The sequence below is a fragment of the Mesorhizobium sp. B2-1-8 genome (assembly GCF_006442545.2).
Lineage (GTDB): Bacteria > Pseudomonadota > Alphaproteobacteria > Rhizobiales > Rhizobiaceae > Mesorhizobium.
Window position 1 is genome coordinate 668,048 of sequence record NZ_CP083952.1, and the last position, 23,031, is coordinate 691,078.

Genomic DNA, 23,031 nt, shown 5'->3' on the forward strand with positions numbered 1-23,031 from the left:
TGAATGAGCGATTGGGTCGAGGCCTGCGCCGCCGGCGACATAGATGAAGAGGACGTGATGCGCTTCGATCATGGCGGGCGCACCTTCGCCATCTATCGCAGCCCGGACGACGAATATTTCGCCACCGATGGACTCTGCACGCATGAGAAGGTGCATCTCGCCGACGGGCTGGTGATGGACGACATCATCGAATGCCCCAAGCACAATGGCCGCTTCAACTACAAGACCGGCGCGGCCAGGGGCGCGCCGGTCTGCGTCGACCTCAAAACCTATCCGGTCAAGGTCGACGCCGGCAAAGTGCTGGTTCAGATCGGATGACCGGCATGGCACGCGGAATGGTGATCATCGGGGCCGGCGAATGCGGCGGACGGGCAGCACTCACGCTGCGCGATCTCGGCTATGACGGGCCGGTGACGCTGGTCGGCGACGAGCCGCATCTGCCCTACGAACGGCCGCCTCTGTCCAAGGAGGCGATGGCCAGCGACGCGCCCGCGATCAAGGCAATCGCCAGCGACAAGACCCTGGCCGAAAAATCGATCCAGCACGTCCATTCCGTCCAGGCGGTGGCGATCGATCGCGCGGCGCACATGGTGCGCCTGTCGGACGGCTCGGTGCTGGCCTACGACAAGCTGCTGCTGGCCACCGGTTCGACGCCGCGCAAGCTGCCGATGCCTGGCCTTGGCGGGCGTTGCGTGTATCTGCGGACCTTCGCCGATGCATTGGCCATCCGCGCCCATCTCAGCGCCGGCAACCGCATCGCCGTCATTGGCGGCGGCTTTATCGGCCTCGAACTTGCGGCGGCCGCCCGCAAGCTCGGCGCAGATGTCACCGTCATCGAGGCGCAGCCACGTATCCTGATGCGCGGCGTTCCGGCCGAGATCGCCGAAATCATCCATGAAGCGCATGTCGCCGAGGGTGTCGACGTGGTCTGCGGGCAAGGCATCGCCTCCATCGCCGACGACGGCAGGGAGGTGCGGGTGACGCTTGCCGGCGGGCGCGAGATCATTGCCGACCTCGCCGTCATCGGCATCGGCGCCGTGCCGGTGACCGGGCTCGCGGCTAAAGCCGGCCTGGCCATCGAAAACGGCATCGCGGTCGACGCGGAATTACGCAGCGGCGATCCCGACATCTTTGCCGCCGGCGATTGCTGCTCGTTTCCGCTCGCCGTCTATGGCGGCCGCCGCGTGCGGCTGGAGGCCTGGCGCAATGCGCAGCAACAGGGCGCACTGGCGGCGAAGAACATGCTTGGCGCCGGCGAGGCGCATGCCGCGGTGCCGTGGTTCTGGTCGGATCAATACGGCCTGTCCCTGCAGATCGCCGGCCTTTCCGACGAAGGCCGTAGCACCGTGCGTCGCGATCTCGGCGCCGGCGCCTTCATCCTCTTCCATCTCGCCGAGGACGGCAGGCTGGTAGCGGCCAGCGGCATCGGCCCGGGCAATGCGGTGGCGCGCGACATAAGGCTGGCCGAGATGCTGATCGGCAAGTGGGCCAAGCCGGCGCCGGAGGCGCTGGGATCGCCTGAAGTCAAGCTGAAGGCATTGCTGGCGGCGTGAAGTCGCACCACCTGGTCGATGTCGGCGCCGCCCCTCATCTGCCTGCCGGCATCTTCTCCCCGTAGAACGGGGAGAAGGGAGCTGTGGCAACATCGCCGCGATTCACGCACCGCAAATAATTGGCGAAATCATTGATAACGGCATCTTTCTCCCCGTCACTAAACGGGGAGAAATGTCCGGCAGGACAATGAGGGGCGGCGCAGGTGTCGACGAATTAATGCCAGCGCGCCTGCGCCGCTAAAACAGCGCCTCGAGCTCCGCCAGCTTGTCGTTGACCAGCCAGCCGTAATAATTCTCTTCCGGCAGCTTCTCCGGCTCGCCGGCGGCTCGGCGCTTGTCGTTCTCCGCCTTCAGCGCATAGGCGCGCTGCTCGGGATTGCCGACATTGTAGAGGGTGGCTGTCAGCCCCGGATTCCCCGAAATGTCGAAACCGGCAATGCTCTTGTAGGCGTCGATCGATTTCCTGATCGTCGCCGCGACGTAAGGCAGCGTCAGGTCCGGATCCATGATGGTCTTGTAGACCGAATTGGGATCGGAGACGTCGAGTTCCGGCAGGCCGGACACCTTGTGCACGAGGTCGCTCATCTGCAAGGCGGTCAGCGGGTTGAGCTGGCCGAGGCCGAAGGTCTGACCGGCATAGTAGGGCTGGAAGAAGGTGGCGCCGAAACGGTTGTCGGGGAAATCCTCGCCGCCGACGGTCTTGCCCCGAAACGAATGGTTCCAGACCTGCTCGCGGCATTCCCACAGATCGTAGCTGTCCGAAATGGCGGCGCATTTCTTGAATTCCGGCCGCTGCACGAAATCGCTGACATCCTCGCCGTCATAGGCGAAGGACAGCTTGCTCGACAGGTAGGAGATCGCCTTGACGTAGTAGGTCTGCAGCCGGTCATAGGCGTCGACATTGTAGGTGTGCTCGCCGACGATGGCGCCGACGATGTGCATGGGGTCTATGCCATAGGCGCTGGCCGCCTTCCTGATCTTGGCGCGCAGATCGGCGTCGTTCTGCAGCAGGGCATAGACCTTGCGGTACTTCGCCTGGAAGGTGGTGTTGGTCGCCTGCGTGCGGCGGCTGGAGGCGCCGGGAATGTCGGGCTGCTCGGCATTGCGGTTTCCCGCCGGCACCAATGTCGCCGCGTCGGCGGCGAACAGCGTCGCCGCCAGCGTCAAGCCGAGAATGACCAGGATCAGTTTTTTCATGCGCCGCCGCCTAGAGCAATCCCAGGAAAAGTGTGTAACGGTTTTCCGTCCGGAATTGCGTGAAAACAAAGAGTTAGAGCGGGTCGGCGATCTATCAAACGCTGAACCGCTCTAGGGAATTGCCGCGCAAACTAGGTAAAGCACTTGGTCGAGTCGAGAGCGCCCCATCATCCGGCGAGACGAAAGGTGGCCAGATGGTACCATCTGGCCACACATGGCTCCTGCCGGAACCTATTGCATGACCGCGCCGGACTGCTCCGGCCCCCTCGTTCAAAGGATGAACCGCGACAGATCCGTGTTTCTGGAGAGGTCGCCGACATGCTTCTGGACATAGGCGGCGTCGATGGTGACGGCCGTGCCGTTGCGGTCGGGCGCATCATAGGAAATGTCGTCCAGCACCCGCTCCATCACCGTCTGCAGCCGCCGGGCGCCGATGTTCTCGATGCTGGCGTTGAGATCGACGGCGACGCCGGCGAGCGAATCGATGGCGTCGTCGGTGAACGTCAGCTCGACGCCTTCGGTCTTCATCAGCGCGATATACTGCTTGATCAGGCTCGCCTCGGTCTCGGTCAGGATGCGGACGAAGTCCTCCTTCTCCAGCGCGCGCAGCTCGACTCGGATCGGCAGGCGGCCCTGCAGTTCCGGCAACAGGTCGGACGGCTTGGAGACATGGAAGGCACCGGAAGCGATGAACAGGATATGGTCCGTCTTCACCGGCCCGTATTTGGTCGCCACCGTCGTGCCTTCGACCAGCGGCAGCAGGTCGCGCTGCACGCCTTCGCGCGAAGGCCCGCCCGAAATGTCCGACCGGGCGGCGATCTTGTCGATCTCGTCCAGGAAGACGATGCCGTCATTCTCCGTCGCGTCGAGCGCCCGGCGCACCACCTCGTCCTGGTCGAGCAGCTTGTCGGACTCGTCGCCGACCAGCAGGTCGTAGGATTCCTTCACCGTGGTCTTGCGCAGCTTGGTCTTCTTGCCGCCCATCGCCTTAGACAGCATGTCGTTGATGTTGAGAACGCCGATATTGGCGCCAGGCATGCCGGGAATCTCGAAACCGGGCATGCCGCCATTGCCGGTGTCGGCCACCTCGATTTCGATTTCCTTGTCGTCGAGCTCACCCTCGCGCAGCTTCTTGCGGAATGAGTCGCGCGTCGCTGGGCTCGCCGTCTTGCCGACCAAGGCTTCCAGAACGCGTTCCTCGGCGTTGACATGGGCGCGTGCCTTGACGTCCTCGCGCATCTTCTCGCGCATCAGGCCGATGGCAATCTCGACCAGATCGCGGATGATCTGCTCGACATCGCGGCCGACATAGCCGACCTCGGTGAATTTGGTCGCCTCGACCTTGACGAACGGCGCGCCGGCGAGCCGCGCCAGGCGGCGCGAAATCTCGGTCTTGCCGACGCCGGTCGGGCCGATCATCAGGATGTTCTTCGGCATCACCTCTTCGCGCATCTGGCCTTCGAGCTGCTGGCGGCGCCAGCGATTGCGCAAGGCGATGGCCACGGCGCGCTTGGCGTCCTTCTGGCCGATGATGAAGCGGTCGAGTTCCGAAACGATTTCGCGGGGAGAAAATGTGCTCATATCGCTAAATTCCACTTTGCCACTGCTTGATGGTCTCGAACGGATGCAGCAGCATGATCACGTTGAGTGCAAGGTTGTCCCGGATGAGGTAGCCGGTGCCCAGTTCGAAGAGAATGGCGAGGCTGACGATCACCCATATAGGTAGCCTGCGCGCCATGACAAATCCCAGCACCATGGCCAGTGTGTCGGACACCGAATTGATGATGCTGTCGCCGTAATAATCGAGCGAAATGGTGCCGGCGCGGTAGCGCTCGATGATGAACGGGCTGTTTTCGAGGATTTCCCATCCGCCCTCGACGAGGACGGCGAATGCCAGCCGCAAGCCGATCGGCGAGCGCGGGAACAGGAACCGCGCCAACGCATAGAACAGGAAACCGTGGATGATGTGCGAGAAGGTGTACCAGTCCGAAATGTGCTGGGAATTCTCCGAACTGTTCACCACGCCATGCCACAGCTTGACATAGCCGCAGGTGCAGATCGACGGATGGCCCATCAGGTAGAGCGTGACGGCCTGGGCGACGAGCAGGCCGGCGACGATCAGCAGCCCCATCCGCCAGCTGTCCTCGTAAGCGGAAAGGCTCTTGTCCTCGCTCGATGTGACCATGCCCCGGATTACCCCTCTTGCGCGTCTTCGGCATCGATGGCCATCAGCACGACGTCGCCATAAATCGACTGCCTGCGATCAATGGCCCGAAATCCGGCTTTTTCATAGGCGCGGATGGCCCTGATGTTGGCAGGGTCGGGATCGATGATGACGCGCGGCACGCCCTCCTCGAACAGGTCTTCGACGAACTGGCGCACGATCGCCGAGCCGTGGCCGATGCCGATCAGCTCCGGCCGGCCGATCGAGAGATCGATGCCGAGAGTGCCGAACGGCTGATCCGCATAGGGATGGCCGTCTTCCAGATGCGGGTCGTAGCTCTGGAGATAGGCGATCGGCTTTCCGTCGAGCTCGACGATCAGCGGCTCGACGGAAATCGAGTCTATATGATCGGCAATCTCCGCGATTTCCGTCTCGGGATCGTCCCACCACTCTGCAACATGCGGCTCGGCCAGCCAGCCGGCGATCATCGGCAGGTCCTTTTTGGTCACCGGCCGAAAATCGTAGGGTGCGACTGGTTCAGGCGGCATCGAGCGTTTCGACAACGAAATTGTTGTTGGTGTAGACGCAGATGTCGGACGCGATCTGCATCGCCCTGCGGGCGATCTCCTCGGCGTCCTTGTCGGTGTCCATCAGCGCGCGCGCCGCGGCCAGAGCGTAATTGCCGCCCGAACCGATGGCCATGACGCCATGTTCGGGCTCCAGCACGTCGCCATTGCCGGTCAGCGCCAGCGAGACCGACTTGTCGGCAACCAGCATCATCGCCTCCAGCCGGCGCAGATAGCGGTCGGTGCGCCAGTCCTTGGCAAGCTCGACGCACGCGCGGGTGAGTTGATCAGGATACTGTTCGAGCTTGGCTTCGAGGCGTTCCAAAAGCGTGAAGGCGTCGGCGGTGGCACCGGCGAAGCCGGCAATCACATTGCCGCCCTTGCCGATGCGGCGCACTTTGCGGGCATTGCCCTTCATGATGGTCTGGCCGAGGCTGACCTGGCCGTCGCCGGCGATCACCACCTTGTTGCCCTTGCGCACGGTCACGATCGTCGTGGCGTGCATGGTCAGATTATCAGACATTTCCTGGCTCCGAGCAGCGCCATCCCAAAAAGGCGATTGGCGCGGTACGAGTAACTTGATCGGCCATATGTATGCACGGGGCCAATGATTGCAAACGGCTCGATAGCGGCCGGGATCGCAACTGGCAATCGCCGGATCATGCTGCTAGAAGGCTCTCGTTTTCAAGCCCGCGAGCGCTCGAGGGCCGTGAACCGGTCACGATCTGAACCACTGGCACAAGGATAGAGTGATGGCGCCTCGTTCCGCCGATGCAAGCCGCAAGACCGCGGAAACCGACATTTCGGTGTCGATCCATGTCGACGGCTCCGGCAAATCGGACATCGCCACCGGCGTCGGCTTCTTCGACCATATGCTGGACCAGCTTGCCCGCCATTCGCTGATCGACATGATCGTCAAGGCCAAGGGCGACCTGCACATAGACGACCACCACACGGTCGAGGACACCGGCATTGCGCTCGGCCAGGCCTTGACCAAGGCGCTGGGCGAGCGGCGCGGCATCATGCGCTACGCCTCGATCGACCTTGCCATGGACGAGACGCTGACGCGTGCGGCGATCGATGTGTCGGGCCGCCCCTTCCTGGTCTGGAACGTTTCGTTCTCGTCGCCCAAGATCGGCACCTTCGACACCGAACTGGTGCGTGAATTCTTTCAGGCGCTGGCGCAGAACGCCGGCATCACGCTGCATGTCACCAACCATTATGGCGCCAACAACCATCATATAGCCGAGACCTGCTTCAAGGCGGTGGCGCGCGCGTTGCGCGCCGCGCTCGAGCTTGATCCGCGCCAGCCTGGCGCGGTTCCCTCCACCAAGGGTTCTTTGAAGGGATAGCCTCATGACCGCCTATGTCGTGATGGAGCCACCTGGCCGCAGCGAGAAATTCGACATGACGACGCTGGTCCGCGACGGCTTCACCTGGCTCGGCCTGCTGGTGCCGCCGCTGTGGCTTGCCTGGCACCGGCTGTGGGTCGAAGCGGCGCTCGCCTTCGTCGTCATGGGCGTGCTTTCGATGCTTGGCCAGAAGCTTGGCCTCGGTGTCGCCGGCTCGCTGCTGTCGCTGCTCGTCTCGCTCTATATCGGGCTGGAGGGCCAGGGATTGCGCATCGCGGCGTTACGCCGCCGCGGCTGGCATGAATGGGGCGTCGTCGAGGCTGGCTGGCTCGGGGATGCCGACATGCGCTATGCCCTGGAAGCCGAAGGGCTTTCGGATGAGCCCGCGCCGCGCATCGTTCCCGATGCCGCTCTGGCGCGCCCGGCGCAGCCCGGCATGGCGCTGGGGCTGACCCACATTCCAGGACGGCGCTGAGATGCGGGTTGCGATCATCGATTACGGTTCGGGCAATCTGCGCTCGGCCACCAAGGCTTTCGAGCGCGCCGCGCGTGAAGCCGGCATCGCGGCCGAGATCGACCTGACGGCCGACGCCGACCGCGTGCGCACCGCGGACCGCATCGTCCTGCCCGGCGTCGGTGCCTATGCCGACTGCGCGGCCGGGCTGCGCGCCGTCGAGGGCATGTGGGACGCGATCGAGGACGTCGCCATCGCCAAGGGCCGGCCTTTCCTGGGCATTTGCGTCGGCATGCAGCTGATGTCTGAGCGCGGTCTCGAAAAGACCGTCACCAACGGCTTCGGCTGGATATCGGGCGACGTCAAGGAGATCACGCCTTCCGATCCGGCGCTGAAGATCCCGCAGATCGGCTGGAACACGATCGAATTGAGGCGTCGGCACCCGCTGTTTTCCGGCATTCCGACCGGCGCGACGGGCCTGCATGCCTATTTCGTCCACTCCTACCATCTCGATGCGAAAAAGCCGGACGAGGTCGTTGCGGTCGCCGACTATGGCGGCCCGGTGACGGCAACCGTCGCCCGCGACAATCTCGCCGGCACGCAGTTCCATCCGGAGAAGAGCCAGGCGCTGGGCCTGGCGCTGATCACCAATTTCCTGCGCTGGAGGCCCTGAACACCATGAGCAAGAAGGGCTACTGGATGGCGATGGTCGATGTCCGCGACCCCGAACTGTACAACCAGTACATCGAGGCGAACGCCGTGGCGTTCGCGAAGTATGGGGCGAAATTCGCCGTGCGGGCCGGCCGCCACGAAAACCCGGAAGGGCCCACCGGCAACCGCCATGTGCTGGTCGAGTTCGAGTCTTTCGACAAGGCGGTCGAATGCTATCATTCGCCCGAATATCAGCATGCCTCCAAATTCCGGCTTGCCGCCTCATCGGGTCATTTCGTCATCGTTGAAGGCGCCTGAAAATATGATCCTGTTTCCAGCCATCGACCTCAAGGACGGCCAGTGCGTGCGCCTCAAGCACGGCGACATGGCGACCGCCACGATCTACAATGACGATCCGGCGGCACAGGCCAAAGCCTTTGAAGAACAGGGCTTCGAGTGGCTGCATGTCGTCGACCTCAACGGCGCTTTCCAGGGCCAGAGCGTCAACAGCGCCGCGGTCGGCGCCATCCTGAAGGCGACGAAGAACCCGGTGCAGCTCGGCGGCGGCATCCGCACGCTGGAGCAGATCGAGGATTGGCTCGACCGTGGACTGGCCCGCGTCATCCTCGGCACGGTGGCGGTGCGCGATCCCGATCTGGTCAGGCAGGCCTGCAAGGCGTTTCCCGGCAAGGTCGCCGTCGGCATCGACGCCAAGGGCGGCAAGGTGGCGGTCGAAGGCTGGGCCGAGGCCTCGAGCCTGGGCGTCATCGAACTGGCCAGGAAATTCGAAGGTGCGGGCGTCGCCGCCATCATCTACACCGACATCGACCGCGACGGCGTGCTGACCGGCATCAACTGGGACGCCACCATCGACCTCGCCGAGGCCGTGTCGATCCCGGTCATCGCCTCGGGCGGGCTTGCTTCGATCGCCGACATCGTGCGCATGACCATGCCCGACGCGCAAAAACTCGAAGGCGCGATCTCGGGCCGCGCGCTCTATGACGGCCGCATCGATCCCGCCGAGGCGCTGGCGATCCTGCAGGGCCGGCCGGTGGCGGAGGCGCGGTCGTGAAGGTCTCGCTCATCTTGGCCTCCTATGACAGCGGCCACTATCATGGCGGCATGGGCCAGGGGCCCGACGCGCTGATATCGGGCGGGCTCGTCGATGCCCTGACCCTTGCCGGCCATGACGTCACGGTCGAGGATATCGGCAGGGTCGGCACCGACCAGGAGCGCGAGATCGCCACGGGTTTTGCCGTCTGCAACGCCGTCTCGGGCGAGGTCCGCATCGCCCGCGACAGGGGGCGGTTTCCCATCGTGCTGGCCGGAAACTGCCTGACCAGTGCCGGCGCGGTCGCCGGCGAAGGCGCCGATGCGATCATCTGGGCCGACCAGCATGGCGACCTCAACACGCCCGAGACGTCCGTATACGGCTTTCTCGACGGCATGGCGCTGTCGACGGTGCTCGGCCTGTGCTGGCGCCCGATGGCGGCGGCCATTCCCGGCTTCAGGCCGATCGATCCCGCGCGCTGCGTGCTCGTCAACGCCCGCGATCTCGATCCGGCGGAGGAGAAACTTCTCGAAACATTGCCGGTCATCCGGACGGAATGTCCCGGCGTGGCGCAAGCGACGGAAAAACTGAGGGCAGCCGGCGCCAACAGCGTGCACATGCATCTCGATCTCGACGTGCATGATCCCAATGAGCTGCAGGCCAATCGCTACGTCACCCCTGGCGGGCCGAACCCGGAGCAGCTGCGCGACGCGGTCTGCGCCATGGCGCTTGCGGTGCCGGTCGTCGGCATCTCCGTTTCCGCTTACGATCCGGCCTTCGATGCCCAGGCCGATGTGCCGCCGCTGGTCGGCCAGCTGCTCAACGATCTGCTTGCCACGATAGAGGGCCGCTGATGCTGAAAGCCCGCGTCATCCCTTGCCTCGACGTCAAGGACGGCCGTGTCGTCAAGGGCGTCAATTTCGTCGACCTCATCGACGCCGGCGATCCGGTGGAGGCAGCCAAGGCCTATGATGCCGCCGGCGCCGACGAGCTCTGCTTTCTCGACATCACCGCTTCGTCGGACAATCGCGAGACCATCTTCGACGTCATCGCCCGCACCGCCGAACAATGTTTCATGCCGCTGACCGTCGGCGGCGGCGTGCGCCAGGTTGCAGACATCAGGAAATTGCTGCTGGCCGGCGCCGACAAGGTGTCGATCAACACGGCCGCGGTGAAGAACCCGGATTTCGTCGCCGAAGCCGCCGACAAGTTCGGCAACCAATGCATCGTCGTCGCCATCGATGCCAAGAAAGTGTCCGGCCCCGGTGAGGCCGACCGCTGGGAGATCTTCACCCATGGCGGACGCGAGAAGACCGGCATCGATGCCGTCGAATTCGCGCGCCGGATGGTCGATCGCGGCGCCGGCGAGATCCTGTTGACCTCGATGGACCGCGACGGCACCAAGGCCGGCTACGACATCGCGCTGACCCGGGCGGTATCGGACGCGGTGCGCGCGCCGGTCATCGCCTCGGGTGGCGTCGGCACGCTCGACCACCTAGTCGAAGGCATTCGTGACGGCCATGCCGGCGCGGTTCTGGCGGCCTCCATCTTCCATTTCGGCACCTACACGATCGCGCAAGCCAAGGCGCATATGGCCGAGGCCGGCCTGCCGATGCGGCTGGACTCGCTGGGCAACAGGTCCTAGCTAGAGCATGTTCCTTGGACCGACTTTCGGAAAAGATCCGGCTTAAACAAGAAGATAGACTGGCATGGCCGAGTTTTCGCTCTCCGACCTGGAAAAAATCGTCAGCGACCGCGCCCATTCCGGCGATCCGGACTCGTGGACGGCCAAACTGTTCGCGCGCGGCATGGACAAGGCGGCGCAGAAGCTCGGCGAGGAGGCGGTCGAGACGGTCATCGCCGCCGTCAAGGGCGACAAACAGGGCCTCGTTTCGGAAAGTGCGGATCTTATATATCATTGGCTGGTCGTTCTCGGCATAGCAGGCGTTCCGCTGAACGACGTGCTCGAGGAACTCGAAAGCCGCACCGGGCGTTCGGGCATCGCCGAGAAGGCGTCACGGCCCAAGGGCTGATCGGGAGGGAGGGCAGGTATCTCGATGGATCAGCTCGCGCCAACCGAGAAATATTCCCCGTTTCGCTTCTTCTCGGCCGAGCAATGGTCGCAATTCCGCGCCGACACGCCGCTGACACTGACCGAGGACGAGTTCCGCCGCCTGCGGTCGCTCAACGACCCGGTCGACCTCGAAGAGGTCAAGCGAATCTATCTGTCGCTATCGCGGCTTTTGTCGGCGCATGTCGAGGCAAGCCAGCTTCTGTTCCGGCAGCGCCAGGCCTTTTTCAATGCCGTCGATGTCGTCAAGACGCCGTTCATCATCGGCATCGCCGGTTCGGTCGCGGTCGGCAAATCGACCACGGCGCGCGTGCTGAAGGAATTGCTGGCGCGATGGCCGTCGAGCCCCAAGGTCGACCTCATCACCACGGACGGCTTCCTGCTGCCCAACGAGGTGCTGCGCCGCGAAAACCTGATGGAGCGCAAGGGTTTCCCCGACAGCTACGATGTCGGCGCGCTGCTGCGTTTCCTGTCGGGCATCAAGTCGGCGTTGCCCGATGTCCGCGCGCCGGTCTATTCGCATCTCACCTATGACGTCATCCCCGGCGAATTCGTCACCATCGACCGGCCCGACATCCTGATCTTCGAAGGCATCAACGTGCTGCAGCCGGGCAAGCTGCCGCAGGACGGCAAGATCGTGCCCTTCCTGTCGGACTTCTTCGACTTCGCCATCTATATCGATGCCGACGAGAAGCTGATCCACAACTGGTATATTTCCCGCTTCATGCGGCTGCGCGAGACCGCCTTCCGCAATCCGGACTCCTTCTTCCACCGCTATTCGCAGCTGTCGGAGGATGCGGCCAAGGCAATCGCCGAGGGCCTGTGGACCAACATCAACCTGAAGAACCTGCGCGAAAACATCCTGCCGACGCGCGCCCGCGCCGACTTGATCCTGCGCAAGGGCGCCGACCACCTGGTCGAGGAAGTGGCGCTGCGCAAGTTATAGCTGATAGAACCCCGCACGGAGGACTCATCCAAGCCCGCCATGCAGGTGTTACCTGTCAGCCATTGGCGAACGGGACGGCGACATAGATCTGCGTGTCGCCACGCTCCACCAGAAGCAGCACTGACTTGCGTCCGGATTTGCCGGCTTGGGCAATCGCTTGGGTCACCTGCTTCGCGCTCTTCACCGGGGCCTGGTTGACGGCGACGATGACATCTCCCGGCTGGATGCCGGCAGCCGCTGCCGGTTTGTCGGGATTGACGCTGGCAACCACGGCGCCGTGCTCGGTCTCGGGGAGGTTCATCTGCTGGCGGATGTCGGACGTAATGTCCATCAGGCCGAGGCCGATGCCCGGCGCGCGGGAACCCTGCCCGGTGCCCGGCGCGCTGGAATTGCCAGTCGATGCCGTCTTCACATCTTCACCGTTGCGCCCGACCTCCACCGAGATCTGCATGGCCTTGCCCTTGCGCCAGACATCCAGTGTCTCCTTGGCACCCGGCGCGACGTCGGCCACAGACCGCGACAGATCCTTGGGATCCTTGACGTCCTGCCCGGCGAAGCCGGTGATGACGTCGCCGGTTTCGACGCCGGCCTTGGCCGCAGGCGACCCGTCATTGACCTGCGAGACCAAGGCACCGCCGGGATGGTCGAGCCCCATGGCGCTTGCCACATCCGGGGTCACCGGCTGGATCTCGACGCCGAGATAGCCGTATTCGATGTTGCCGCCCTTCATCAGCTTGGCGACCACCTTCTGGGCCTGGTCGGACGGAATGGCGAAGCCGACACCGACGCTGCCGCCGTTAGGGGAATAGATCGCCGTGTTGATGCCGACGACATTCCCATTGACGTCCACCAGCGGTCCGCCGGAATTGCCGTGATTGATCGGCGCGTCGATCTGGATGAAATCGTCGAAGGGCCCGCTATGCAAGTCGCGGCCACGCGCCGAGACGATGCCGGCCGTTACCGTGGTGCCTATGCCGAACGGATTGCCGATCGCCAGCACCTGGTCACCTGTCATGAGCTTGTCGGAGTCGCCCCATTTCACGGTCGGCAACGACTTGCCGGCCTTAATCTTCAGCACGGCGAGGTCGTTCTTGGCATCGTGACCGACCAGCGTGGCCGGAAGCTCCGTGCCATCGTCGAGCGTGACCTTTATCGAGGAGGCGCCGTCGACGACGTGGTTGTTGGTGACGATGGTGCCGTCGGCACTGACGATGAAGCCCGAGCCGAGCGCCTCGGCGCGCGGCCCCTGTTGCTGCGGAGGCGTCTTGGGAGCGGGCATGCCCTGATCGCCGAAAAACTGGCGGAAATAGTCGTCGAAGGGCGAATTGCCGCCGAAGGGTGAACCTTCGCTCATGATTCGCGGCTGCGCCTTCATGACCGTCGTGACGGTGACGACCGCGGGCTTGGTCGCAGCCACGACTGGCGCGAACGATCCGTTCGGGGCCGTTGTTCCGGCGACTGGGGTCTGTGTCGTCGCAACGACTTTGCTCAGGCCGGCATTGCCGGTATTTTGGGCGAATGAGACGACGACAGGAGAGATTAACAGCGCGGCGCCCAGCAGGGCGGCGACGCGATGCCTACGAAGAATACCAAAGGGTGACATGGTCGTTCTGTCCGGGCGAGGGTTGATCCGGCGCCGCGGGCGGCTCCTGGGAGAAAGCACCCGTCAGCGTGTCGACAGCCGGGGTGGCCTGTCTCGCCGTACATGGCGGCCGGCCGGATCGACAACAAACTATCTAGGGCGCCGATCTGCCCAATTTAGGGGTTTTGCCCGACCTTACGAAGATTTAATTCAGAGCGCGCTTACGGATCGCAGATAGGCCGACGCGATTTCACGCATGCGCTTGCCGTCGAAACTCGGGCCGTGGCCACCATGGCCGATGCGGATCGGCAGCTCGAGCAGGCGCCGCATCGTGCCGGCATAGGCGGCCCGGTCGGAATCCGGCAAATCGTCGATCAGCGTGTCGTCATAGATGGCGTCGCCGCTGAAGAACAGGCCGTCGGCCTCGTCGAAAAGCGCGATCGAATCCGGCGAGTGCCCGGGCAGGTGCAGCACCCGAAACCGGCGGTCGCCGAGATCGACCACGTCGCCTTCGTCGAGCGTGCGCGTCAACGGCGCCGGCGCTATCGTATAGTCGGCCGATTTCCAGCCCGGCGCCGGCAATCTCGAGACCGCGCCCTCGAGATCGTGGAACATATAGGCGTAGGTCGCGGCCTCATCCATGCTCTCGAACTGCGCGGCACTCATCCTTGGCCCGGCCCGCAGCGGAAATTCGTGCAGCGAGCCGACATGATCGAGGTGGATATGGGTGGCGACGACCAGAAGCGGCTTGCCTTCGGGCGTCTTTATCTGCGGCGCCAGCGGACAGATGCCCATGCCGGTATCGACCAGAAGGTCGGCGTCGCGGCCGGTCAGATGCCAGATGTTGGCGCGAACATAGTCGTGCACAAACGGTTCGGTCAGCATCGTCGTCCTGTCGTCGACGATGCGCTTGCTGAACCAGCCCGAGTTCACGTGAGAATCCGGATAATTTGCAGGCCCGGCGGCAGGTATGAGCCGGGGCATCAGACGAACGGCTTTCCGACCTTGTATTTTTCCGGCACGAGCCGCTCGAGATAGGCCATGCCGGCATCGGACAGCTGGTTGACGTCGGGTTTCATGAAATCGTCGGGCATGTGTCGGGTCTTGCCGGCGACGTTCTTCAGCGGAACCTTCTTCAGCACTATCTTGCTGCCATCATACTGCAGCGCCACCGAGCCGCCGCCCTGTTCGGCAACGCCGACGGCGAAGGCGCCGGCATCGAAGGCCTCCTGCGCGTCGACCGCGCTGATGGCACCGACATAGCCGCGCGGCATGTAGCCGAGTGCGTCGACGCGGGCCCGCTTGCCCGGGAGCCCTTCGGCCAATGCCCGTTCGAGCGCCGCCGGCAGGTCGCTGCCCGACAGTTTGACGTTGCCGTGCTGGTCGCGTTCGAGCTTCTCCGCCGGCACCAGGCTTTCGACCAGCGCCTTGCCATCGGCGGTGCTGACGCCTTCCGACACGGCGACGATGCAGCGCTTGTGACGGTCGAGCGTGGCGCGTACGTCGTCGATGAAACCGGCGGCGGAGAACGGCCGCTCCGGAACGTAGACGAGATGCGGGCCGCTGTCGGGGTCGAGCTGCCAGGCCGCCGCCGCCGCGGTCAGGAAGCCGGCATGCCGGCCCATGACGATGCCGACATAGATGCCGGGCAGCGCGCGAAAATCGAGATCGACGGACAGGAAGGCGCCGGCGACGAATTCGGCCGCCGAAATGAAGCCCGGCGTGTGGTCGTTTTCCTCGAGATCGTTGTCGATGGTTTTCGGCGCATGGACAAAGGCGATCTTGCCGCCGGCGGCGTCGGTTAGGATTTGCTGGGTGCCAGAGGTGTCGTTGCCGCCGATATAGATGAAGGCGTCGGCGCCCGCTTTTTGCAGGCCCTTCAGGATGACCTCGCAATAGGCGGCATCCGGCTTGTCGCGCGTCGAGCCGAGTGCGGCGCTCGGCGTTCCGGCGATCAGCCGCAGCCGGTCCTCGGGGATGGCGGAAAGGTCGACATAGTTGCCGTCACGGATGCCGCGCACGCCGTGGATGGAGCCCAGCACCTTGGCGCCGGGATGCCGCTTGCGAATCTCCAGCGTGGCGCCCACCACCGTCTGGTTGATGACGGCGGTCGGGCCGCCGCCCTGCGCGATAACAAAAGTTCCGGCCATTCCTGACGTCTCCCTAGAGCATGATGCCGAAAAGTGTGAAGCGGTTTTCGGACGACATCATGCTCTACTTCTTTGATTTAGAGACGGATTCAGATTTCAGGTCGAACGGGCCTGAAATCATCCGGCTCTAGGCGATGGTTTTCAAGGCACCTTGGCCTGTCTTGTCGCCTCGCGCAACGGAAGAGTCTGACGGCCGCAAATCGCGGCCACGATCACATGACGACGACGGGGTTTTTCTTCGATACCCGGCTGTAGAGATCGATGATGTCCTGGTTGATCAGGCGCACGCAGCCCGACGACATCGCCTGGCCGATGCTCCACCATTCGGGCGAGCCGTGGATGCGGTAGCCGGTGTCCTTGCCATCCTGGTAGATGTAGAGCGCCCGGGCGCCGAGCGGATTGGTCAGGCCGCCGGGCTGGCCGCCCTGCCACTTCACCAGTTCGGGCTTGCGCTGGATCATTTCGGGCGGCGGCGTCCAGGTCGGCCATTCCCGGCCGTACTGGATGTTGGCGCGGCCGGACCAGCGGAACCCGTCCTTGCCTATGCCGACGCCGTAGCGGATGGCGTCGCCACCCGGCTGGACGAGATAGAGCATGCGTTCCTTGAGATGCACGACGATGGTGCCGGGCGCCTCGCCAGTGGTGTCGACGACGATCTGGCGGCGGAATTCGGGCTTCACCTTGAGATAGGGCACCTCGGGCACGTTGAAGCCGTTGTCGGTCAAGGAGGCGTACATGACGTCAGGGCTGGTGATGTTCTTGTCGACGCTGATCGAAGGCCGGATCGGCACCGAACCGGTGACCGTATCGTCGAGCTGGAGTGCCGGCAGGTCGCCACCACCGGAAGTCGAGCAGCCGGCGACGCCGAGCAGCGCCAAAGCGCCCGCCCCGGACAGGACGGCGCGGCGGGAGAGAAGAAGATCGGTTTCGATTGCGTCGCCGTTTCGCGGCGGCGTCGGACCTTGCGGCAACTCACCCATATACCCAAACCCTACGCTTTCGGCGGGAAGCACGGTCCGGCCGGATAGCAGGTATTTTCATCATTCATGGTTGATAAAGCGTGAATGCCTTGTGCTGCTTGCGTTTGCAAAAACAAAGATTCGGCCCTTTACATTCTTCGGGACCCAAGGATTTATCCTCTTCTTTGAGCTCAAAGGAGACGAGCATGTCCTTCGAAAACTGGGCCGCCTTCGCTGCAGCGTCGACCGTCCTTCTTGTCATCCCGGGCCCGACCATCCTTCTGGTCGTGTCCTATGCGCTGGGCCAGGGCTGGCGCACCGCCTTGCCGATGGCCGTCGGCGTGGCACTGGGCGACTTCACCGCCATGACGCTGTCGATGCTGGGTATCGGCGCGCTGCTGGCGGCTTCCGCTGGTGTCTTCACCGTGCTCAAGCTGATCGGCGCCGGTTATCTGATCTATCTCGGCGTGAAACTGTTCCGCGCCGGCGGCACGCTGAAGGCCGAACCACGCACCGACGCGGTGTCGTCGGCCAGGATGATGGCGCATGCCTGGCTGGTCACCGCGCTCAACCCGAAGAGCATCACCTTCTTCGTCGCCTTCCTGCCGCAGTTTCTAGACCGGCATGCGAATTTCTGGACGCAGATGCTGGTTTTCGAGACGACCTTCCTGGCGCTCGCCTTCGCCAATGCCTTCGGCTATGCGCTGATCGCGGCACGCGCCCGCAATGTGGTGCGCAATCCCAGGGCGATCCGTATCTTCAACCGCACCGGCGGCACGCTGCTGGTCGGCGCCGGCATCGCCACTGTGGCGATGCGGTCGGGCAACTAGCCCGGTTCTCTGGTCGCTTGGCGCCCCAGCAGTTGATGCTCTAGGATCGGCGCCGGTGCGGCGATCCAGGGACGAGGCATGATGATCAAGGACGACTTCGGCCTGTCATTGTCAGGCGCGACACAGGGCGGGCTCTCTTCCTACGGCCGAGCTGTGCATGAATTGCAGTGTTTCATCGGCGACCCGGTCAACTCCGTCGATCGCGCCATCGCGCAGGACCCCGGTTTCGTCATGGCGCATGTCTTCAAGGGCTACCTCTTCGGCCTTGCTACCGAACCGGAGGCGACGGCCGTGGCCAGGGCCTGCCACGAGGCGGCGCTGCCGCTTGCCGCGACACCGCGCGAGCGGGCGCATGTCTCGGCCCTCGGCCACCTCGCCAACGGCCGCTGGCATCAGACCTCCGATATCCTGCGGGACATAGCGATCGATTTCCCCCTCGATGCCGTGGCGCTCCAGGTCGGACACCAGGTCGATTTCTTTACCGGCAACGCCCGCATGCTGCGCGACCGCATCGCCCGCGCCCTGCCATCATGGCAGACGGACATGCCGGGTTACCACGCCATCCTCGGCATGCAGGCCTTCGGGCTCGAAGAGATGGGTGAGTATGCGCAGGCCGAAAGACTGGGTCGCTCAGCGGTCGAGATCGAACCGCGCGACGGCTGGGCGCAACATGCAGTCGCGCATGTGATGGAGATGCAAAGCCGGCAAAGGGATGGCATTGCCTGGATGCGTTCCGATCCCGAAGCCTGGACGAAGGAGAGCTTCCTCCAAGTGCACAATTGGTGGCACCTGGCGCTGTTCCACTACGACCTCGGCGAGACCGCAGAGGTGCTGGCGCTCTATGACGGGCCGATCTACGGCAACAGATCGACGCTGGCGCTCAACATGGTCGATGCATCGGCGATCCTGTGGCGGCTCCATCTCGGTGGGATCGATGTCGGCGACCGCTGGGTGGCGCTGGCCGCCAATTGGGTGCCCAAGGCCGCCTCCGGCAATTACGCCTTCAACGACGCCCATGCGATGATGGCCTTCGTCGGCGCCGGGCTCGACGCCCCGGCCCGGACCTTGCTCGCCACCCAGCACGAGGCGATGCGGGGCAATGACGACAACGCCGGCTTCACCAGGGATGTCGGCCATCCCCTGACGCTTGCGATCAAGGCGTTCGGAGAGGGCGACTACGCCGAAGCCATCCGACTGATCGGTCCGATCCGGGCCATCGCCCATCGCTTTGGTGGCAGCCACGCGCAGCGCGACGTCCTCGATCTCACGCTGATCGAGGCCGCCCTGCGCGCCGGCGACGCCGCGCTTGCCCAGGCACTGACGACGGAGCGCGCGACGGCACGCCCGGACAGTCCGCTGTCGGCGCTGTTTTCTCGACGCGCCGCCGATTTGTCAGAGAATTGACCCGGAGCGGATCTTGCCTTAAAAACTGCTCAACCATATTTTTCGGGATCCGAAAAAAATAAGAACGTGGGAGGAAGCCATGTATCTCGGCCTCGACCTGGGCACATCGGGCGTCAAGGCGCTGCTGATCGATGCCGGACAGGGCGTCATCGGCTCCGGCCATGGTACACTCGATGTTTCTCGGCCGCATCCCGGCTGGTCCGAGCAGGATCCCCTGCACTGGATACGCGCCTGCGAGGAGGCGATCGCCGAACTGAAGGCGTCGCATCCCGGGCAATTCGCGGCGGTGAAGGGCATCGGCCTGTCCGGCCAGATGCATGGCGCGACCTTGCTCGATGCGGCCGATCATGTGCTGCGCCCCTGCATTCTGTGGAACGACACGCGCAGCCACGTCGAGGCGGCCGCGCTCGACGCCGATCCGCGCTTCCGCACGCTCACGGGCAACATCGTCTTTCCGGGCTTCACCGCGCCCAAGCTCGCCTGGGTCAAGAACAACGAGCCCGCTGTCTTCGCCAAGGTGGCGAAAGTGCTTTTGCCGAAGGATTTCCTCCGGCTTTGGCTGACCGGCGAACATATTTCGGAAATGTCCGACTCGGCCGGCACGTCCTGGCTCGACGTCGGCAAGCGCCGCTGGTCCGCGGACCTGCTCGCCGCGACATCGCTTGACGAGAACCATATGCCAGCGCTGGTCGAAGGTACTGCAAAGGCTGGCGCGTTGCGCGCCGAACTCGCATCGAAATGGGGCGTCGAAGCTGGCATTCCGGTGGCTGGCGGCGCGGGCGACAATGCGGCTTCCGCCTGCGGCATGGGCACAGTCGGCGCCGGCCACGCCTTTGTTTCGCTCGGCACGTCGGGCGTGCTGTTTGCCGCCAACGCGTCCTATCTGCCGAACCCGGCAAGCGCGGTGCACACCTTCTGCCATGCGCTGCCCAACACCTGGCACCAGATGGGCGTCATCCTGTCGGCGACCGATTCGCTCAACTGGCTGTCGGAGATCACGGGCAAGGGCGCAGGCGAACTGACATCGGAACTCGGCGATTCCCTGAAAGCGCCGACCGGCGTGTCCTTTCTGCCCTATCTCTCGGGCGAGCGCACGCCGCACAATGATTCCGCCATTCGCGGTTCCTTCACCGGCCTCGCGCATGAATCGAGCCGCGCCGTACTGACCCAGGCCGTGCTCGAGGGCGTCGCGTTCGCCTTCCGCGACAGCTTGGAGGCGTTGAAGACGGCCGGCACGACCTTGACGCGCGTGACCGCGATCGGCGGCGGCTCGCGCTCGCGCTACTGGCTGAAGGCGATCGCCACCGCGCTGCAACTGCCCGTCGACATCCCCGCCGACGGCGATTTCGGCGCCGCCTTCGGTGCCGCCCGGCTCGGCCTGATCGCCGCGACGGGCGCCGATCCGCTCAGCGTCTGCACGGCGCCGAAGACCGACGCCACGATCGAACCGGATTCGGCACTCGGCGGCGCCTATGCCGATGCCTATCACCGCTACCGGGCACTTTACCCGGCGATCAAAGCAGTAACCGCGTGAGCAGGCGCCAGGCGCCCCCCTCTGCCCTGCCGGGCATCTCCCCCTCTAGGGGGGAGATCACCAGCCTCGGCGGCTGTGCGGGTCCTGTAAGGTCGGTGAATGGCGAAGGCAGAAAAGCCAGCCAATCTCCCCCCTTGAGGGGGAGATGGCCGGCAGGCCAGAGGGGGGCGCCTCGCACCCCCCTTCCTAAGTTAGCCTCACTGCGCCGGCACCTTGTCCAGGAAGCCGGTGACGCTCTTCAGGCGGCCGTTCTCGATGACGCCGATATCGGTGCCTTCGATGACGGAAGGCGTGTCCTCGGGGCCGAGGTTCCAGGAGAAGCGGATTTTGTCGGCAAAGCCGTCCGGCGTGCCCTTCAGCGAGAAGCGGAAGCCGGCAAAGCGCTGCTGCACGCCGTCGATCAGCGCCGCGACGCCATCATGGCCGTCGCCCTGCATGAGCGGATCGCGATAGCTGACGTCTTCGGTGAAGACAGCCTCGAGCAGGGCTGCCCGGCGGTCGGCATCGGCTTCGTTCCAGGCGGTGATGTAGTTCTGGGCGATCGTGTCGAGGTCGGTCATGATCTGTCTCCTTCATTTGACGGTTTTGACATGACCGTTTTCGACCAGCGCCGACGTGAAACCAATTACGCCTGAGGTAATCAGGCAAAACTATCTTGGAGAGGAAGAGAACCATGAGCAGCGGCTTTTTCGGCGACATCCAGAAGATCAAATATGAGGGACCGGATTCGACCAATCCGCTGGCCTATCGTTTCTACAATCCCGATGAAGTGGTGGCCGGCAAGCGGCTGGAAGACCATCTGCGCTTTGCCGTCGCCTACTGGCATTCCTTCGCATGGCCGGGCGGCGACCCGTTCGGCGGCCAGACCTTCGACCGTCCCTGGTTCCCCAAGGCCGGTGACGTCGACACGATGGAACTGGCGAAACTGAAAGCAGACGTCGCCTTCGAGATGTTCTCGCTGCTCGGTGCGCCTTATTTCTGCTTCCACGACGCCGATGTGCGGCCCGAGGGCAAGGATTTTTCCGAAAGCGCGGCCCGTCTCGATGAAATCGCCGATTATTTCGCCGGAAAGATGAAGCAGACCGGGGTCAAGCTTCTCTGGGGTACGGCGAACCTGTTTTCCAACCGCCGTTTCATGTCGGGTGCCGCGACCAATCCCGATCCGGATGTGTTCGCCTACGCCGCGGCGACGGTGAAGAGCTGCATCGACGTAACCAAGCGGCTGAAGGGCGAGAACTACGTGCTGTGGGGCGGGCGCGAGGGCTATGAGACGCTGCTCAACACCGACCTTGCCCGCGAGCAGGAACAGGCCGGCCGTTTCCTGAACCTCGTCGTCGAATACAAGCACAAGATCGGCTTCAAGGGCACGATCCTGATCGAGCCGAAGCCGCAGGAGCCGACAAAACACCAGTATGACTATGATGTCGCGACCGTCTACGGCTTTCTCAAGCGCTTCGGCCTGGAGAAGGAGGTCAAGCTCAACATCGAGCAAGGCCATGCCATCCTGGCCGGCCATTCCTTCGAGCACGAACTGGCGCTGGCCAATGCGCTCGGCGTCTTCGGCTCGATCGACATGAACCGCAACGATTACCAGTCGGGCTGGGACACCGATCAGTTCCCCAACAACGTGCCGGAGATGGCGCTCGCCTATTACCAGGTCCTCCAGGCCGGCGGCTTCAAGACCGGCGGCACCAATTTCGACGCCAAGCTGCGCCGCCAGTCGCTCGACCCGCAGGACCTACTGATCGGTCATATCGGCGGCATGGATTCTTGTGCGCGCGGCCTGAAGGCGGCAGCCCGCATGGTCGAGGACAAGGCGCTGTCGGGTCCGCTCGCCGAGCGCTATGCCGGCTGGAACGGCACCGAGGCCAAGGCGATGCTCTCGGGCAAGCGGACGCTGGAAGAGATCGCTGAGCGCGTGGTGAAAAAGAAGATCGAACCGCAGCCGCGCTCCGGCCGTCAGGAACTGCTCGAAAACATCGTCAACCGCTACGTCTGACGCTGTTTGGCCGCCGGCAATCCAGACCGGCGGCCATGTGATACGAAAAAGCTTGGCGCGCGGAAACCTTTTGCGCGCCATGCTGAAACCGACGACAAGGTTTTGCCCCCAGCGCCTCTCAATGACCTCGCTCTTGCCTTCAAACTGCCGTCACGAATCTCGTATAGATATCGCTCGTGGCGGGAGAGGAAGAAGGAGGCGAACCGATATGCAGAACGAACGTGAAATCGACGCCCTGCTCTCACCTGGCGAGGCCGGATCGATCATCGACCGGCTGATGGCAATGCCGCATCCAAAGCAGGGCGCACGCAGCACCAATGAATGGGATCGCGCCGTTGCCAGCCGCTTCGAGACCCATCTCGCGCGGCAGATGCGCTCGCAGATCGATGGCGGCAGCGACCATCAGAATGCGGCATAAATCCTCTATCCGTGCATGTCGTTGCCCCAAAACCGCTGCACGCTTTTGGGCGACCTGCACTACAGCATGTCGCGGCGAATAGGATTCGCCCGACCTGCTGTAAGTTTCTGATTTTATGCATGTCGTTATCCCGGAACCGAGGACACTTCC

Annotated in this window: 25 protein-coding genes and 1 pseudogene; 16 read left to right on the plus strand and 10 right to left on the minus strand. The window is 63.9% G+C overall.

Annotated elements, in window-relative coordinates:
* The first annotated feature begins 3 nt into the window (after window positions 1–3).
* Both FJ970_RS03185 and FJ970_RS03190 read left to right on the plus strand, forming a co-directional pair.
* Entirely contained in the window at window positions 4–318 is a 315-nt protein-coding gene (locus FJ970_RS03185) for a MocE family 2Fe-2S type ferredoxin (RefSeq protein WP_140758806.1), read from the plus strand.
* Window positions 315–1,553, plus strand: coding sequence for an NAD(P)/FAD-dependent oxidoreductase (locus tag FJ970_RS03190; protein WP_181178594.1), 1,239 nt, complete (start codon window positions 315–317; stop codon window positions 1,551–1,553). Before FJ970_RS03185 ends, FJ970_RS03190 begins: the two co-directional genes overlap by 4 nt.
* Before the next feature lie 237 nt (window positions 1,554–1,790).
* On the opposite strand, the pseudogene FJ970_RS03195 reads toward FJ970_RS03190, so the two are convergent.
* The 5 genes and pseudogenes from FJ970_RS03195 to hslV all read right to left on the minus strand — a co-directional run bounded on the left by FJ970_RS03195 (window position 1,791) and on the right by hslV (window position 6,003).
* Window positions 1,791–2,770 (minus strand): annotated as a pseudogene (locus FJ970_RS03195) (DUF1402 family protein).
* Window positions 2,771–3,020: 250 nt separating this feature from the next.
* Window positions 3,021–4,331, minus strand: coding sequence for an ATP-dependent protease ATPase subunit HslU (gene hslU / locus FJ970_RS03200; RefSeq protein ID WP_140758809.1), 1,311 nt, complete (start codon window positions 4,329–4,331; stop codon window positions 3,021–3,023).
* 4 nt (window positions 4,332–4,335) lie between these two features.
* The gene (locus tag FJ970_RS03205) at window positions 4,336–4,935 is read right to left on the minus strand and encodes a DUF2585 domain-containing protein (RefSeq protein ID WP_140758810.1); all 600 of its coding nucleotides are present in this window, start codon (window positions 4,933–4,935) and stop codon (window positions 4,336–4,338) included.
* Between the two features lie 8 nt (window positions 4,936–4,943).
* On the minus strand, window positions 4,944–5,462 hold the full coding sequence (locus FJ970_RS03210) for a GNAT family N-acetyltransferase (RefSeq protein WP_140758811.1): 519 nt from the start codon (window positions 5,460–5,462) through the stop codon (window positions 4,944–4,946).
* A complete protein-coding gene (gene hslV, locus FJ970_RS03215) occupies window positions 5,452–6,003 on the minus strand; it encodes an ATP-dependent protease subunit HslV (protein WP_140758812.1) in 552 nt (183 codons plus the stop codon). The genes FJ970_RS03210 and hslV overlap by 11 nt, the downstream gene beginning before the upstream one ends.
* A gap of 229 nt (window positions 6,004–6,232) precedes the next feature.
* Between hslV and hisB the strand changes: the two genes are divergently transcribed.
* From hisB to coaA, 9 genes are all read left to right on the plus strand, one after another.
* A complete protein-coding gene (gene hisB / locus FJ970_RS03220) occupies window positions 6,233–6,832 on the plus strand; it encodes an imidazoleglycerol-phosphate dehydratase HisB (RefSeq protein WP_140758813.1) in 600 nt (199 codons plus the stop codon).
* Between the two features lie 4 nt (window positions 6,833–6,836).
* The gene (locus FJ970_RS03225) at window positions 6,837–7,307 is read left to right on the plus strand and encodes a DUF2628 domain-containing protein (protein WP_140758814.1); all 471 of its coding nucleotides are present in this window, start codon (window positions 6,837–6,839) and stop codon (window positions 7,305–7,307) included.
* 1 nt (window position 7,308) lies between these two features.
* Window positions 7,309–7,959: an imidazole glycerol phosphate synthase subunit HisH gene (gene hisH / locus FJ970_RS03230; RefSeq protein WP_140758815.1), complete on the plus strand. Its 651-nt coding sequence runs from the start codon at window positions 7,309–7,311 to the stop codon at window positions 7,957–7,959.
* 5 nt (window positions 7,960–7,964) lie between these two features.
* Window positions 7,965–8,255, plus strand: coding sequence for a DUF1330 domain-containing protein (locus FJ970_RS03235; RefSeq protein ID WP_140758816.1), 291 nt, complete (start codon window positions 7,965–7,967; stop codon window positions 8,253–8,255).
* A 4-nt stretch (window positions 8,256–8,259) separates the two neighbouring features.
* Entirely contained in the window at window positions 8,260–9,009 is a 750-nt protein-coding gene (hisA, locus tag FJ970_RS03240) for a 1-(5-phosphoribosyl)-5-[(5-phosphoribosylamino)methylideneamino]imidazole-4-carboxamide isomerase (RefSeq protein ID WP_140758817.1), read from the plus strand.
* Window positions 9,006–9,842 (plus strand): arginase family protein, encoded by an 837-nt coding sequence (locus FJ970_RS03245; protein WP_140758818.1) that lies wholly within the window; start codon window positions 9,006–9,008, stop codon window positions 9,840–9,842. The genes hisA and FJ970_RS03245 overlap by 4 nt, the downstream gene beginning before the upstream one ends.
* Complete coding sequence (gene hisF / locus FJ970_RS03250; RefSeq protein ID WP_181178601.1) at window positions 9,839–10,633, plus strand: imidazole glycerol phosphate synthase subunit HisF; 795 nt, start codon at window positions 9,839–9,841, stop codon at window positions 10,631–10,633. The genes FJ970_RS03245 and hisF overlap by 4 nt, the downstream gene beginning before the upstream one ends.
* A 64-nt stretch (window positions 10,634–10,697) precedes the next feature.
* Entirely contained in the window at window positions 10,698–11,021 is a 324-nt protein-coding gene (locus FJ970_RS03255; RefSeq protein WP_140758820.1) for a phosphoribosyl-ATP diphosphatase, read from the plus strand.
* A gap of 24 nt (window positions 11,022–11,045) precedes the next feature.
* Window positions 11,046–12,005: a type I pantothenate kinase gene (gene coaA / locus FJ970_RS03260; RefSeq protein ID WP_140758821.1), complete on the plus strand. Its 960-nt coding sequence runs from the start codon at window positions 11,046–11,048 to the stop codon at window positions 12,003–12,005.
* A 55-nt stretch (window positions 12,006–12,060) separates the two neighbouring features.
* On the opposite strand, the gene FJ970_RS03265 is transcribed toward coaA, so the two are convergent.
* From FJ970_RS03265 to FJ970_RS03280, 4 genes are all read right to left on the minus strand, one after another.
* Window positions 12,061–13,608: a DegQ family serine endoprotease gene (locus FJ970_RS03265; protein ID WP_140758822.1), complete on the minus strand. Its 1,548-nt coding sequence runs from the start codon at window positions 13,606–13,608 to the stop codon at window positions 12,061–12,063.
* A 189-nt stretch (window positions 13,609–13,797) separates the two neighbouring features.
* Window positions 13,798–14,472, minus strand: a complete 675-nt coding sequence (locus FJ970_RS03270) for an MBL fold metallo-hydrolase (RefSeq protein ID WP_181178603.1) — start codon at window positions 14,470–14,472, stop codon at window positions 13,798–13,800.
* Between the two features lie 98 nt (window positions 14,473–14,570).
* Window positions 14,571–15,737 (minus strand): diphosphate--fructose-6-phosphate 1-phosphotransferase, encoded by a 1,167-nt coding sequence (locus FJ970_RS03275; protein ID WP_140758824.1) that lies wholly within the window; start codon window positions 15,735–15,737, stop codon window positions 14,571–14,573.
* 212 nt (window positions 15,738–15,949) lie between these two features.
* Window positions 15,950–16,717, minus strand: coding sequence for a L,D-transpeptidase (locus FJ970_RS03280; protein ID WP_140758825.1), 768 nt, complete (start codon window positions 16,715–16,717; stop codon window positions 15,950–15,952).
* A gap of 185 nt (window positions 16,718–16,902) precedes the next feature.
* Between FJ970_RS03280 and FJ970_RS03285 the strand changes: the two genes are divergently transcribed.
* From FJ970_RS03285 to xylB, 3 genes are all read left to right on the plus strand, one after another.
* On the plus strand, window positions 16,903–17,526 hold the full coding sequence (locus tag FJ970_RS03285) for a LysE family translocator (RefSeq protein WP_140758826.1): 624 nt from the start codon (window positions 16,903–16,905) through the stop codon (window positions 17,524–17,526).
* A 78-nt stretch (window positions 17,527–17,604) separates the two neighbouring features.
* Window positions 17,605–18,930 carry a tetratricopeptide repeat protein gene (locus FJ970_RS03290; RefSeq protein WP_140758827.1) on the plus strand — a complete coding sequence of 442 codons (1,326 nt, stop codon included), beginning with the start codon at window positions 17,605–17,607 and terminating at the stop codon, window positions 18,928–18,930.
* 79 nt (window positions 18,931–19,009) lie between these two features.
* Window positions 19,010–20,464, plus strand: coding sequence for a xylulokinase (xylB, locus tag FJ970_RS03295; RefSeq protein WP_140758828.1), 1,455 nt, complete (start codon window positions 19,010–19,012; stop codon window positions 20,462–20,464).
* 197 nt (window positions 20,465–20,661) lie between these two features.
* Here the strand turns inward: xylB and FJ970_RS03300 are convergent, their stop codons facing one another.
* Window positions 20,662–21,024: a nuclear transport factor 2 family protein gene (locus tag FJ970_RS03300; RefSeq protein WP_140758830.1), complete on the minus strand. Its 363-nt coding sequence runs from the start codon at window positions 21,022–21,024 to the stop codon at window positions 20,662–20,664.
* Window positions 21,025–21,137: 113 nt separating this feature from the next.
* Here FJ970_RS03300 and xylA point away from each other — a divergent pair, with 113 nt between their 5' ends.
* On the plus strand, window positions 21,138–22,463 hold the full coding sequence (gene xylA / locus FJ970_RS03305; protein ID WP_140758831.1) for a xylose isomerase: 1,326 nt from the start codon (window positions 21,138–21,140) through the stop codon (window positions 22,461–22,463).
* A 208-nt stretch (window positions 22,464–22,671) separates the two neighbouring features.
* A complete protein-coding gene (locus tag FJ970_RS03310; RefSeq protein ID WP_140758832.1) occupies window positions 22,672–22,881 on the plus strand; it encodes a hypothetical protein in 210 nt (69 codons plus the stop codon).
* The last annotated feature ends 150 nt before the right edge of the window (window positions 22,882–23,031 follow it).

Coding starts and splice junctions, on each gene's coding strand:
- FJ970_RS03185 (WP_140758806.1), top strand. CDS start 4: ATGAGCGATTGGGTCGAGGCCTGCGCCGCCGGCGACATAGATGAAGAG.
- FJ970_RS03190 (WP_181178594.1), top strand. CDS start 315: ATGACCGGCATGGCACGCGGAATGGTGATCATCGGGGCCGGCGAATGC.
- hslU (WP_140758809.1), bottom strand. CDS start 4,331: ATGAGCACATTTTCTCCCCGCGAAATCGTTTCGGAACTCGACCGCTTC.
- FJ970_RS03205 (WP_140758810.1), bottom strand. CDS start 4,935: ATGGTCACATCGAGCGAGGACAAGAGCCTTTCCGCTTACGAGGACAGC.
- FJ970_RS03210 (WP_140758811.1), bottom strand. CDS start 5,462: ATGCCGCCTGAACCAGTCGCACCCTACGATTTTCGGCCGGTGACCAAA.
- hslV (WP_140758812.1), bottom strand. CDS start 6,003: ATGTCTGATAATCTGACCATGCACGCCACGACGATCGTGACCGTGCGC.
- hisB (WP_140758813.1), top strand. CDS start 6,233: ATGGCGCCTCGTTCCGCCGATGCAAGCCGCAAGACCGCGGAAACCGAC.
- FJ970_RS03225 (WP_140758814.1), top strand. CDS start 6,837: ATGACCGCCTATGTCGTGATGGAGCCACCTGGCCGCAGCGAGAAATTC.
- hisH (WP_140758815.1), top strand. CDS start 7,309: ATGCGGGTTGCGATCATCGATTACGGTTCGGGCAATCTGCGCTCGGCC.
- FJ970_RS03235 (WP_140758816.1), top strand. CDS start 7,965: ATGAGCAAGAAGGGCTACTGGATGGCGATGGTCGATGTCCGCGACCCC.
- hisA (WP_140758817.1), top strand. CDS start 8,260: ATGATCCTGTTTCCAGCCATCGACCTCAAGGACGGCCAGTGCGTGCGC.
- FJ970_RS03255 (WP_140758820.1), top strand. CDS start 10,698: ATGGCCGAGTTTTCGCTCTCCGACCTGGAAAAAATCGTCAGCGACCGC.
- coaA (WP_140758821.1), top strand. CDS start 11,046: ATGGATCAGCTCGCGCCAACCGAGAAATATTCCCCGTTTCGCTTCTTC.
- FJ970_RS03265 (WP_140758822.1), bottom strand. CDS start 13,608: ATGTCACCCTTTGGTATTCTTCGTAGGCATCGCGTCGCCGCCCTGCTG.
- FJ970_RS03270 (WP_181178603.1), bottom strand. CDS start 14,472: ATGCTGACCGAACCGTTTGTGCACGACTATGTTCGCGCCAACATCTGG.
- FJ970_RS03275 (WP_140758824.1), bottom strand. CDS start 15,737: ATGGCCGGAACTTTTGTTATCGCGCAGGGCGGCGGCCCGACCGCCGTC.
- FJ970_RS03280 (WP_140758825.1), bottom strand. CDS start 16,717: ATGGGTGAGTTGCCGCAAGGTCCGACGCCGCCGCGAAACGGCGACGCA.
- FJ970_RS03285 (WP_140758826.1), top strand. CDS start 16,903: ATGTCCTTCGAAAACTGGGCCGCCTTCGCTGCAGCGTCGACCGTCCTT.
- FJ970_RS03290 (WP_140758827.1), top strand. CDS start 17,605: ATGATGATCAAGGACGACTTCGGCCTGTCATTGTCAGGCGCGACACAG.
- xylB (WP_140758828.1), top strand. CDS start 19,010: ATGTATCTCGGCCTCGACCTGGGCACATCGGGCGTCAAGGCGCTGCTG.
- FJ970_RS03300 (WP_140758830.1), bottom strand. CDS start 21,024: ATGACCGACCTCGACACGATCGCCCAGAACTACATCACCGCCTGGAAC.
- xylA (WP_140758831.1), top strand. CDS start 21,138: ATGAGCAGCGGCTTTTTCGGCGACATCCAGAAGATCAAATATGAGGGA.
- FJ970_RS03310 (WP_140758832.1), top strand. CDS start 22,672: ATGCAGAACGAACGTGAAATCGACGCCCTGCTCTCACCTGGCGAGGCC.